Source organism: Novosphingobium sp. FW305-C-30-35 (assembly GCF_058783135.1).
Window position 1 is genome coordinate 315305 of record NZ_JBYSYJ010000003.1, and the last position, 11295, is coordinate 326599.

At 62.1% G+C, this 11295-nt stretch carries 9 protein-coding genes and 1 pseudogene; 2 read left to right on the forward strand and 8 right to left on the reverse strand.

Annotated elements, in window-relative coordinates; genetic code table 11:
- Positions 1-224: 224 nt before the first annotated feature.
- From rfbB to AC3WLM_RS21075, 5 genes and pseudogenes are all read right to left on the reverse strand, one after another.
- Entirely contained in the window at positions 225-1298 is a 1074-nt protein-coding gene (gene rfbB / locus AC3WLM_RS21055; RefSeq protein WP_492478651.1) for a dTDP-glucose 4,6-dehydratase, read from the reverse strand.
- Positions 1299-1891: 593 nt separating this feature from the next.
- Positions 1892-2227 (reverse strand): XRE family transcriptional regulator, encoded by a 336-nt coding sequence (locus AC3WLM_RS21060; RefSeq protein ID WP_118076017.1) that lies wholly within the window; start codon positions 2225-2227, stop codon positions 1892-1894.
- Between the two features lie 5 nt (positions 2228-2232).
- On the reverse strand, positions 2233-2586 hold the full coding sequence (locus AC3WLM_RS21065) for a type II toxin-antitoxin system RelE/ParE family toxin (protein WP_492478652.1): 354 nt from the start codon (positions 2584-2586) through the stop codon (positions 2233-2235).
- 81 nt (positions 2587-2667) lie between these two features.
- The gene (locus AC3WLM_RS21070) at positions 2668-3555 is read right to left on the reverse strand and encodes a Hint domain-containing protein (RefSeq protein ID WP_492478653.1); all 888 of its coding nucleotides are present in this window, start codon (positions 3553-3555) and stop codon (positions 2668-2670) included.
- Positions 3556-3559: 4 nt separating this feature from the next.
- Positions 3560-3866: pseudogene (locus tag AC3WLM_RS21075) on the reverse strand (IS1380 family transposase); the annotation flags it as partial.
- 135 nt (positions 3867-4001) lie between these two features.
- On the opposite strand from AC3WLM_RS21075, the gene AC3WLM_RS21080 reads away from it, so the two are divergent.
- On the forward strand, positions 4002-7370 hold the full coding sequence (locus AC3WLM_RS21080) for an SNF2-related protein (protein ID WP_492478654.1): 3369 nt from the start codon (positions 4002-4004) through the stop codon (positions 7368-7370).
- Positions 7371-7530: 160 nt separating this feature from the next.
- Here the strand turns inward: AC3WLM_RS21080 and AC3WLM_RS21085 are convergent, their stop codons facing one another.
- Genes AC3WLM_RS21085 through AC3WLM_RS21095 form a run of 3 tightly spaced genes read right to left on the reverse strand, consistent with a single transcriptional unit; the run spans position 7531 to position 9386 of the window.
- On the reverse strand, positions 7531-8073 hold the full coding sequence (locus AC3WLM_RS21085) for an LptA/OstA family protein (protein ID WP_205525354.1): 543 nt from the start codon (positions 8071-8073) through the stop codon (positions 7531-7533).
- 26 nt (positions 8074-8099) lie between these two features.
- Positions 8100-8744: an LPS export ABC transporter periplasmic protein LptC gene (gene lptC, locus AC3WLM_RS21090; RefSeq protein WP_492478655.1), complete on the reverse strand. Its 645-nt coding sequence runs from the start codon at positions 8742-8744 to the stop codon at positions 8100-8102.
- 24 nt (positions 8745-8768) lie between these two features.
- Positions 8769-9386: a ribonuclease D gene (locus tag AC3WLM_RS21095; protein WP_118075535.1), complete on the reverse strand. Its 618-nt coding sequence runs from the start codon at positions 9384-9386 to the stop codon at positions 8769-8771.
- A 408-nt stretch (positions 9387-9794) separates the two neighbouring features.
- Here AC3WLM_RS21095 and istA point away from each other — a divergent pair.
- Positions 9795-11295: IS21 family transposase (gene istA, locus AC3WLM_RS21100; RefSeq protein ID WP_492478660.1), on the forward strand; the 1501-nt coding region annotated here is incomplete at its 3' end.

Genomic DNA, 11295 nt, shown 5'->3' on the forward strand with positions numbered 1-11295 from the left:
TCTGCCCGAATGAGGCGGCAGGCTTCACCCGCATTCATTTGTCAGGGCATCTGCAAAGCCCATACGGCAAGCTTGGACCACACTATGTGAGATTTTGGGGGCTGGGTCTCGGCTGTAAGGAGACAGTGGGCAGACCAAGGCGCCACGCCGCGTGGCAAGCCCTTGCATCGAGCTGTGCGATCGTGCGCATCCCGTCGCCCGAACATGCGGCATATGCTGCTTGTTCAGGAAAGTGCACTTCGTCCTGTAACGCGTAACGGCCGCCACCAGGCTTCATTTTCGAGGTACCAGCGCAAGGTTCTGCGCAACCCGGTTGCAAAGTCGTGCTGCGGGACATAGCCGAGCTCGGTGCGGGCCCTGGTCTCGTCGATCGCGTAGCGGCGGTCATGGCCCTTGCGATCTGCAACGAATGTCTTGAGTTCGCAGGTGGCGCGGCCCCGCGCTGCAGGGGCCTGCGGGTAGCGGTCGGCAAGGCCGTCGATCTCGGCAAAGGCGCGATCGACTTCAGCGCAGATGCGGTCGATCACGGCCATGTTGGGCAGTTCCTCCCCGCCACCGATATTGTAGGTTTCCCCGGGCTTGCCATGCTCGAGCGCTGCGTCGATGCCACGGCAATGGTCTTCGACATAGAGCCAGTCCCGCACATTCAGGCCGTCGCCGTAGATCGGCAGCGGCTTGCCGGAAAGCGCGTTGAGGTTGAACAGCGGGATGAGTTTTTCAGGGTAATGGTACGGCCCGTAGTTGTTGGAGCAATTGGTCGTCGTCGTATTCAGCCCATAGGTATGATGCCAGGCACGCACCAGGTGATCGGAAGCAGCCTTGGACGCTGAGTAGGGCGAATTGGGCTGGTATGGCGTGGTTTCGCTGAACGCCGGATCATCGGGGCCAAGCGAGCCATAGACTTCGTCGGTCGAGATATGGTGAAAGCGGTGATCCTTGCCCGAGCCTTCGTCAAGCCAGACCTTGCGCGCGGCCTTGAGCAGGCTGCTCGTGCCGATCACATTCGTCTCGATGAAGACGTCGGGCCCCGTGATCGAGCGGTCGACATGGCTTTCAGCGGCAAAATGGACGAGCGTTGCCACGCCGTGTTCGCGCAACAGCTTCTCGACAAGCGCTGTGTCGCGAATGTCGCCGACGACGAGTTCGGCCTGCTCGACATCGGCAATGGTCGAACGGTTGCCGGCATAAGTCAGGCAATCGAGCACGATGATCGTATCGTCGGGATGCTCCTTGCTCCAGTAGCGAACGAAGTTGCCGCCAATGAAGCCGGCACCGCCGGTAACAAGCAGGTTAGCCAAGAGTATTTTCCTCGTTCAACATTGTCCTGAGCTGGGCGGGCCAGTGGATGTGGGGATCGCCAAGTGTTGCCGCTATCGCCGCTGGCGCTCCGGATAGCTGATGCGTCTGGAGTTTTCGCCTGCGGCGGACGTGGATCTCGTCGAGATCGCCAGTTTCATCGCGCGCCGTGTGTTCCGTTGACGCTCCCCTTCGTCGATGAGCTTGCAGCGACCTGCACCAGGCTCGTCAACTTTACCGGGTCCGGACGCGCCCGTTTCGACCTTTGTGCCGGGCTGTGATCCAGGCGGCAGGCGATGAAAGCGAGAAGGACTCAGTCCATTATTGGGAGAGAGAGGCTGGGCTCACACGAACAACTGATCCGCTTGACGCGCTCCAGTCATACTGACGGCGATTTCTCCAGTAGAACCGGACGTTCGTGCGCGCATGGGGCGGCAGTTGGCGGGAGAGCGGCGGATTTGCCCTTGAGGCGGTTCTGGGCCGTGCGGACGCAACGCGCGGGATCGCGCCTGGCTCGCTCGCAAGGCGCTGCAGCAGCATCACGGCGGGCAGCCTAGCGCGCGGGTGCGACGATGCAAGCGGCTGAGGAAGAAGGTCAGGCGGCGTGTTTGGCGGCGTCGATCTCACCGACGCCGGTGAGCGTGAACGCGCCGGTGCCGGGCAGTTCGACCCGCAGCTCCAGCGTGCCGCCAGCGGCCTCGACGAACCGGCGCAGAGTGGAGAGGTAGAGGTCGGCCTGACGCTCGATCTTGAGCACCGAGGGCTGCTTGACTCCCAGACTCTGGGCGATCTGCTCCTGGCTGCGCTGGGCGAGCTTGCGCAGCGCCTTGAGGCCTTCAACCTCTCGGTGCAGTTCGGCGGCGCGGGCCTTGATGCGGGCCTGACGATCCTTGGGAAGACGCGCCATCAGCTCTTCATGGGTAACCGGCATGGTGCTCATCCTTTCAACGTTTCGAGGTGCTCGGCGAACCGGGCATCAGCCTTGGCGATCAGGCCTTTGTAGAACCGCTTCTGCGCGACCCCGCTCTTGTCTCCCGCCACCAGCACGATGGCGCGGCGCTTGGGGTCGAACGCGAACGCTGCCCGCCACACCCCGTCATCCGCCGTGAACCGGAGCTCCTTCATGTTGGCGTGCTTCGATCCGGCCAGCGTATCGACGTGTGGCCGCCCCAGCGTCGGGCCACTCACGGTGAGCAGTTCGACCAACGCCAGCAACTCGTCCTGCACGGATTCCGACAGCACCTCCAGTTCGGGAAGGAACGCATCGTGATAGAGAACCGTCCAGGCCATACCGCTATATATCCTTCAGGCTATAAATTGTCTATAGCCCACAAGCTATGGTCGAACGGGCATTCACCGTCACGGGCAGGATCATTTTCCGGATCGTGGGAGGGGCCACGATGCTACGCATCGGACCCATAATTCAGATATACACCTCACGCACGGGCGTGATTGGCGCTTTCCTGCCGTTTCCATGGGATGCAGATAGCACCCCCCATTGTCATACAGCGCGCACCGCAAGGCATAGGCCACCTCGACATTACCGGTCAGACCAACCTCGATCACCTCGAACCGCCCACCATCGCCTGCGATCAACCTGTCGCCAACAGTCAGCTCATCCGTGTCGCGCCATTCTTTGGCAGCATTCAGCCAGGGATGATCATCGGTGGCCTCGAACTGAGCCGTCTCGCCGTTGGCAGCGCGGAGAATCACATTGTAGGTTGGCTTCGGTTCGGTCCGCAGGACGTCGAGCACCGACTGGGGCTCAACCTCACCGGTTTTCACATCATAGGCGAGGACCATGTCACCTGCGGCAAGAGTCTCGATTGCGACTAGGCCTTTCGGCGTGTCTACCAGCGTTCCTGCCACGACACAGCCGCAAGCGCGTCCCAACTTTCTTACCTTTCGTAGCTTGCCGAAATTGCCAAGCTTACCGAGGCCGGGAACTAAATCGACTGCTGCAAGCACCTTGTCGGTGGTATCGCACTGGGAGATGAACATGCAGTCCACCGCAGCGCCGCCAGGAGCCGATTCAAGAGCGGCCCTGCCGAGGAAGTTTCCAACCTCGCCAGCGGTGATGCCGCCATCAGGCTTTTGGCCGGTGACGACGATCGGCAGACCATCATCCTGCGGATTGTCGTGATCGCAGTATGCTCCGCTATCGCCGCCGTCGAACGGCTCACAGGACTCACCGGTTGGGTCAAATCCATTTACCGGATCGTTTGCGACATGTATCCTGGGACATTGCTGATCATGCACTCAGAGCATTCTCGCAGCAGCTCATCGTGGGTTGGCCGGCAGGCCCCGCGTCCGATCCCGGCAGCTTGCCTGGCGCCAGGCACAACCCCGGATCGTCGCGCAACGCGACGAGGTCAACGAAGCGATGGGTCACGCGGATCGGCAATGCAAGCCGCAAACCGCCGGCAAATCCCCATCGCGGCCTCGACTTGAGACCGCAGCACCACGCCGCCGTGAGAGGTCAGTCGGCCAGAGTCGATCGCGACGGCGACTTTCTTGCCGAGGACCGCTGGAAACGAAAGTCCCGGCGCTCTATCGTCACTCCTGGCGGGTCTGGTTCATGACATTTTCTGTCCTGGGCAGGACTAGACCTGGTCAACCAGATTCCTGCTTCAGAACAGAACTTTACGCTACAACCGCCAACTCTTCACCTGCGCCCCGGTGAGTATTCAGGCTAATGGAATGCTATGTGGATCAAGTTGAGCGATCATTTCGCTGCCTCGACACTGCAGCGCGCTCATGATTATGTTGATCGCGGGCTGGTCATAAAGGTCGAGGCCGAGCAAGGCGGCGCTGTTGTAAGCCGCGTCTCGAACGGGCGCGGCCAGGCCTACAATCAACATATCGCCTTGCATGGCGATGCCCTTCTCGGTGCCTGCTCCTGCCCAATGGGCCATAATTGCAAGCATGTCGCGGCAGCATTGATCTATCTGGCTGCCGCACAGCACCAGAACCCCGTCAGTCTCGCCGCACCAGTCGAGGCCTGGCTCGCCCGTGTCAGACAGAATGCCACATCTGCCGCTCCAAGACCTGAACGGCCCGAAGAATATCCGAGCAATATCAAAGACCGGCTGCTTTATGTCCTTCAGCTCGCCGGTGCAGACCTTCGGGTGGACGTCTACAAAGGGCGGATGGCCGCCGCAGGCGATACGCTTAACAAGAGCATGCGCCGCTATGATCTTCTCGCTGCTATCCGCGCAAGTGCTGTTCCCGCATTCATCCGTCCGGTGGACCTGGAACTGATCCCCGCGCTGGTGCAGGCGGGAATCTGGGACGCACGCTATGGCTATGGCTATGGCTTTGGTTCGGGTCTACCCGATTGCCTGCTCCTCAACGGTGAGCAGGCAATCAGCCTGATCCGGCGGCTTGGTGAAACGGGCAGGCTGCTCCATGCTGCTTCCCCTGAGGCTTGCCTCACCTGGTCTGAAGACCGCCCCGCTGTCAGGTTACAATGGCGAATTCTATCAGATGGCGCCCAACAGCTCGGTTTCGTTGATCCGTCGGGCGCGGCCCTGCAACTGCAAGGGCTCGAAGGGGCGACATTCTGGATTGACCAGGATTCAGGCCGCATCGGGGCACTCGCCGAGCCTGTGAAACCGGAGACTTTGCGACTGGTCGAAACAGCGCCACTTGTTTCGGCTGAACACGCAGCGGTGCTCGCTGCTGCACTTCCTGATCGTCTGGCCAACCTCGTCTTGCCACGCCCCCACGTTATTCGCCAGATGACGCGCGCTCCCAGGACACGCCATGCCCGTCTCATGCTGGGGACGGAGTCAGCGCGGGAGAATGCTGGTCGTTGGGGAACAACGCTGCAGCTTCCAACAATCACTCTGACGTTCGTGTATGAGGGTCAGGAGGTTTCCGCTTATGACCCCGATCCGCGCATCGTGCAGGCTGGTGAGGTGGTCACCTTGCTGCGTGACCCAGAGTGGGAGGACGCCTGCCTGCTACGTCTCACGCAAGCCGGTGCGATCCCGGTGGAAGAGCTCGAGACGCACTGGCCCGGCGATCGCATGATGGATTGCGATCTTGTCTTTGCCGATGGTGAACTGAGCACGTCGCTCATGGATGTCTCCCGGCTCGATGATGCACTGGACTTCGCATTCCAGGTGGTCCCGGCCTTGCGCGCAGAGGGCTGGGACATCCTCGAGAGCAGCAGATGGCCTTACCGTCTCAGCGCCGAAGCTGCTTCGCTGTCGGTTTCCACGCAGAACGCCCCGGGTGCAGGATTCCAGGGAAATGACTGGTTTTCTCTTGGCTTTCAGGTCGAGCTTGAGGGCAAGGCCATCGATGTCGCGCCCCTGATTGCGGCATTCCTGGAACAGTACCGAGAGGGGTGGGAGCAGGTGCCTGATGTGCATGCGCTGACACAGCACCTCGCCAGCCAGCCAGTCTACATTGACCGTGGCAAGCAGGGCTATCTCGCGGTCGACCTCAGCCCGATTGCCGCCTTGCTCCACCTGTTCCTGTGCCAGCAGGTGGAACTGGGCGCGATGCATCCTGCAGAGGCAGGGCTGGTCAAACTGGCTGAAGAGGCGCTCGCAGGCAGCGATGTGCGCTTCTCCGACAATGCCGGAATCCTGCCACTGGCGCGCGGCCTCCATGCTCTCACCGCAGGCAAGGCTCATTCAGCCCCGGCCGGTCTGAAGGCCCAGCTGCGTGACTATCAGGCCCATGGCGTCGCCTGGATGGCGATGCTGCTGCAGGCGGGCTTCGGTGGCGTGCTTGCCGATGACATGGGGCTCGGCAAGACAGTCCAGGCACTTGCACTCCTGCAGGCGAGGCGAGAAGCTGAAGCAGCAGGCCCGGTGCTGCTGATCGTGCCAACCAGCTTGGTGCACACCTGGCGTAGTCAGGCCGAACAGTTCACGCCCTGTCTGCGTCTCGTGGTCCTGCACGGCAACGAGCGCGCCGCTTACCGCGCAGCGGCATTGGAAGCTGACCTCGTTGTCACGACGTACCCCCTGCTTGCCCGCGATCGTGACTGGCTGGCAGCCCATGATTGGCCCTTGGTCATCCTTGACGAGGCGCAGACCCTCAAGAACCCCGCCTCGCAGATGGCAAAGACCCTTCGCGAAATCCCTGCCAAGGGGCGCCTTGCACTGACCGGAACCCCGCTCGAAAACTCGCTCCAGGACCTTTGGACGCTGATGGACTGGGTCAATCCCGGGCTGATGGGGGATCGCAAGCAGTTTCAGACGCTATTTCGCACGCCTATTGAAAAGCATGGCGATGCCAGCGCGCAAGCCCGCCTCAAACGGCGCTTGCGCCCCTTCCTGCTGCGCCGGACAAAGGAACAGGTCGCAGCAGAACTGCCGCCAAGGACAGAGATCCTCGAGCGGGTCGATCTCCCCAAACCGCAGCAGGCACTTTATGAAACGGTGCGTAGCGTGATGGATGCCCGCGTGCGCGAGGCCATCAGAACCAAGGGGCTGGCAGCCTCCCGCATCACGGTGCTCGACGCTCTCCTGAAGCTGCGGCAGGTCTGCTGCGATCCGGCACTGGTCAAGACAGATGCTGCCCGGTCCGTCACGGACAGTGCCAAGCGCGCCAGATTGCGTGAACTGGTCAGGGAACTTGTCGCAGAAGGCCGCCGGGTGCTGATCTTCTCGCAATTCGTCGAAATGCTGCGTCTGATCGAGCGCGACCTGACCGAGGAGGGCATTGCCTGCCTGTCGCTGACCGGACAGACCAGGGACCGCGCATCAGTGCTTGATGCATTCGCGAGCGGGAATGCTCCAGTATTTCTCCTGAGCCTCAAGGCCGGAGGGGTTGGCCTGACCCTTACTGAGGCCGATACCGTTATCCTCTATGATCCCTGGTGGAACCCGGCAGTCGAGCGTCAGGCTATGGACCGGACCCATCGGATCGGCCAGACCAAGCCCGTCTTTGTCCATCGGCTCGTGGCGGCCGGCACAGTCGAAGAGAGAATTCTCGACATGCAGCAGCGCAAGCAAGCCTTGGCTGATGCCCTTTTCGAAGCTGAAAGCGACACAGCCTATGCTGTTCTGGACGAGACCACACTCCACGATTTGTTCGCGCCTCTTGGCGATTGAATGTCAATCGGCGCGCAAACGGGACCGGGTCTTCTGGGACATGGTCTCGCAGTCCCGTCCACCTGTCGGCAAGGAGGCTCGTCGGCGCAACTTCGCCAGCTTGCAAGGATGCTGCACGACAGGCCGGTCAGGATCGTCGAGCGCGGATCAATCCACCCGATCAGTTCCTGCGCTTGACGTTGAACGTTCCGCTGACGCGGCCGCCGCTACCACCACCTGATCGCCCATCGACGCTCGACAGGCCAGAATCGAGATCGATGACCAGGCGCCCGCCGTTCAACGTATCGCCGTTGCGACGGAGCGCCACGTTCCCTGTCATGGTGATGATGTTGCGGTTGAAGTCGTAGACAGCAACATCGCCGCGCGCACTTTCACCGCCACGGTTGACCATGACACCTCCGGTCGCATCGATCCTGTCGATCTGAATGTCGCCGGCATTCCTGTAGGCAACGGTTGTCCGGGCGGCCTGCATGCGCAAATCCGACTGGGTGATGTCGACATTGCCGGACAGGACGACGCGCTTTGTCTTGTCCTGCACCTCGATGCGATCTGCCGCGTAGTTCACAGGCGCATTGCTGTCATGTCCCGAGATGCCCTGCGCCCAAAGATGCTGACCACCTGCCATGAGCGCGGCCGATGCGGCAAAACCGATGGTGGCCCAGCGCAGCGGACGGGCCGAGCGAATGATCTCGCGTGTAGTCATGGGATACTTGCTCATCGGTGTCCTGCTCATGGCATTTGCATCCTGCCCGGTACCATGCGGAGGCGGGCATTACCCTCGAGCGCGACCGTACGCTCGTTCAGATCGGCGTTGATCCGATCGGCGGAAAAGGTTCCGGCAGGAATGCGCCCTTCGACAGGCCCGCGACTCTTGAGGATCTTGCTGCCAAGATCGATGTCGACGTTTGTAGCCGTCATGCGATAGCCGTCCGAGGTCTGGACGTTGATCGGGCCTGCGATATCCAAGATCTCCTTCCCGAAATCGTAGTTGCCCCGGCCCGCGGTGAGCAAGGCCGGGCCATTGTCCAGCATGATCCGTGCGGTCAGCTGATCCAGCTCGATCAAGGGCTGTGCCTTGGTTCGTTGGACTGCCGAGCCTGCCGTGATCGAAAAATTGCGACCTTCATCGTCCTGCCCGCGATACATGGCACTGGAAACCTGCATGCGTTCGTTGACCATGGCAACCTTGCGACGATCCAGCAGGAAACTGATTTCGCCGCGTGGCGAGAGCGGCGTAATGACCATGATCGCCAGCAGGGCCCCGACCAGCGCTGGCAAGCCGCGCGCGAGAAAATGCACGAGACGGTCATGGAAGCCGCCCGGCGCTGCAAAGCTGCGACGCTGTGTGCGAATCGTGTCTGCCGCGACAGTCATCGCCCGCCCTTGTCCCTTGTCACTTTACTCGTGGCTGAACACGTCACGCTCTGCCCAACCGGCAAGGTCGAGCCGCGCACGCATCGGCAGGAAGTCGAAGCAGGCCTGCGCCATTGCGGTGCGGCCCTCGCGCTCCAGACGCTCGACGAGGATCGCGTGCATGGCATGGAGGTGACGCACGTCGGATGCGGCGTATTCCTGCTGCGCATCGGACAGCACCGGACCGCCCCAGTCGCTCGACTGCTGTTGCTTGGAGATTTCCTTTCCGAGCAGTTCACGCACCAGGTCCTTGAGACCGTGGCGATCGGTATAGGTCCGGACCAGCTTCGAGGCGATCTTGGTGCAGAACACGGGCGCGGCGACCACGCCAAGGTAGTGCTCGATCGCCGCCAGATCGAACCGCGCAAAGTGGTAAAGCTTGAGCCGCGCAGGATCGGCGAGCACAGCCTTCAGATTGGGCGCCGCATAGCTGCTGCCCGGGGAGAAGCGAACGAGGTGTTCGTCGCCCTGCCCGTCCGAAATCTGCACGACGCAAAGGCGGTCACGCGGCGTGATCAATCCCATCGTCTCGGTATCGACGGCGACGGCACCGGGCGCAAGCACGCCTTCGGGTAGGTCTTCTTCATGGAAATAAACGGCCATTCCTGTCGCTTAGGCGGTAAGTCAACTTCTCGCAAGTCACGTGTGAAGCCCACTGGCACCTGCTCGCGCTGCCAACGCTGCGCCAATACGAAACTGGCAAAGGGCGGAAGTCGTCCGGGGCTTGAACAGATTTAGCCACGGCGCGCGAGGCAGGTTCGCGATCGTCATCGGGCACGCAGCCGCAGTACCGGCCTTTTGCCGTGCCAATCCTGTGCCTTGCCAACTTTGATCGATCGCAATGACCAGGTTGCGATGGTGTGCGAGCAGGCTTGCCAGACTAGCGGGAAGTGTGTGGAGCGGCGTGCAAAATTGACCCCCATAGCGGGGTGATCGGCGTCTAAAATTGACCCCTTCATTCCTGGGTGTGAGGCACCGCCGTTTGGGATTTCCAAGCGGTGGGGGATGGGGATGTTGATTGTGGAGACGACGGCGAAGATCCGACGAGAAGCGAGGCAGGGTAAACCGATCAAGGCGATCGCGCGGGATATGCATTTGTCGCGCAATACGGTGCGCAAGGCGATCCGGGCACCCGAGGCGCAGTTCAGTTATGAGCGGCGAGAGCAGCCACGTCCGCAGACCGGCCCGTTCCGGGAGCGCCTGGATGAGTTACTGGAACAGAACGAGGAACGGCCCCGCCGTGATCGGCTACGGTTGACCCGGCTTCACGATCTGCTGGAGCGGGAGGGCTTCACCGGTTCCTATGATGCGGTCCGGCGGTATGCGGCGCGCTGGAAGCGGGAACGCCGGGTGGATGCCGGGGACATGAGTAAGGTGTTCATCCCGCTGCTGTTCCGCCCCGGCGAGGCCTACCAGTTCGACTGGAGCCACGAGGACGTCGAGATTGCAGGCAAGCCGATGCGGGTGAAGGTGGCCCATATGCGGCTGTGCTGGTCGCGCGCACCGTTCGTACGGGCCTATCCGCGCGAGACGCAGGAGATGGTGTTCGATGCCCATGTGCGCGGCTTTGCCTTCTTCGGCGGTGTGCCCACCCGGGGCATCTACGACAACATGAAGACCGCGGTGACGACCGTGTTCACCGGCAAGGAGCGCATGTTCAACCGACGGTTCCTGATCATGACCGACCACTACGGCGTGGAGCCTGTGGCCTGCAGTCCGGCGGCGGGGTGGGAGAAGGGCCAGGTCGAGAACCAGGTCCAGACTGGCAGGGAGCGACTGTTCAAGCCTCGCCTGCGCTTTGCCACTATCGAGGAGTTGAACGCCTGGCTGGAGGCCGAGTGCCGGCGCTGGGCCGAGCGCTATGCCCACCCGGACCTGGAAGACACGACCATCGCTGCGGCCCTGGAGAGGGAGCGCGCCATGTTGCAGCCACTGCCCGTGCCGTTCGACGGGTTCTTCGAGAGCGAACATGTTGCCACCGCGACCTGCCTCGTCAGCTTCGATCGCAACCGCTACTCGGTCATGGCCAGTGCCGCTCGGCAGGTGGTGCAGGTACGCGCCTATGCCGACCGGATCGTGATCCGCCATGCCGGCAAGGTGGTCGCTGAGCATGCCCGCATGTTCGGACGCAACCAGACCGTGCTGGATCCCTGGCATTATCTGCCAGTGCTCGCGCGCAAGCCCGGCGCCTGGCGCAACGGCGCGCCGTTCCATGACTGGGAGCTGCCGCCTGCACTGGCACAGCTGCGTCGCAAGCTAGGCAGGAGCGACGATGCCGACCGGCGCTTTGTGCGGGTACTGGCTGCCGTGATCGACGATGGCCTTGCCGCGGTTGAGGGCGCGATACGCGAAGCCTTGGCGGCAGGCGCGGTCAACGACGAAGTGGTCCTCAATATCCTGTCGCGCCGACGCGAACCGCAGGTAGCGCAGCCCATCGACGTCGTGGTGGACCTCAAGCTCAAGCATCCGCCCATTGCCGACTGCGCGCGCTACGACACGGTGCGAGGCCTTG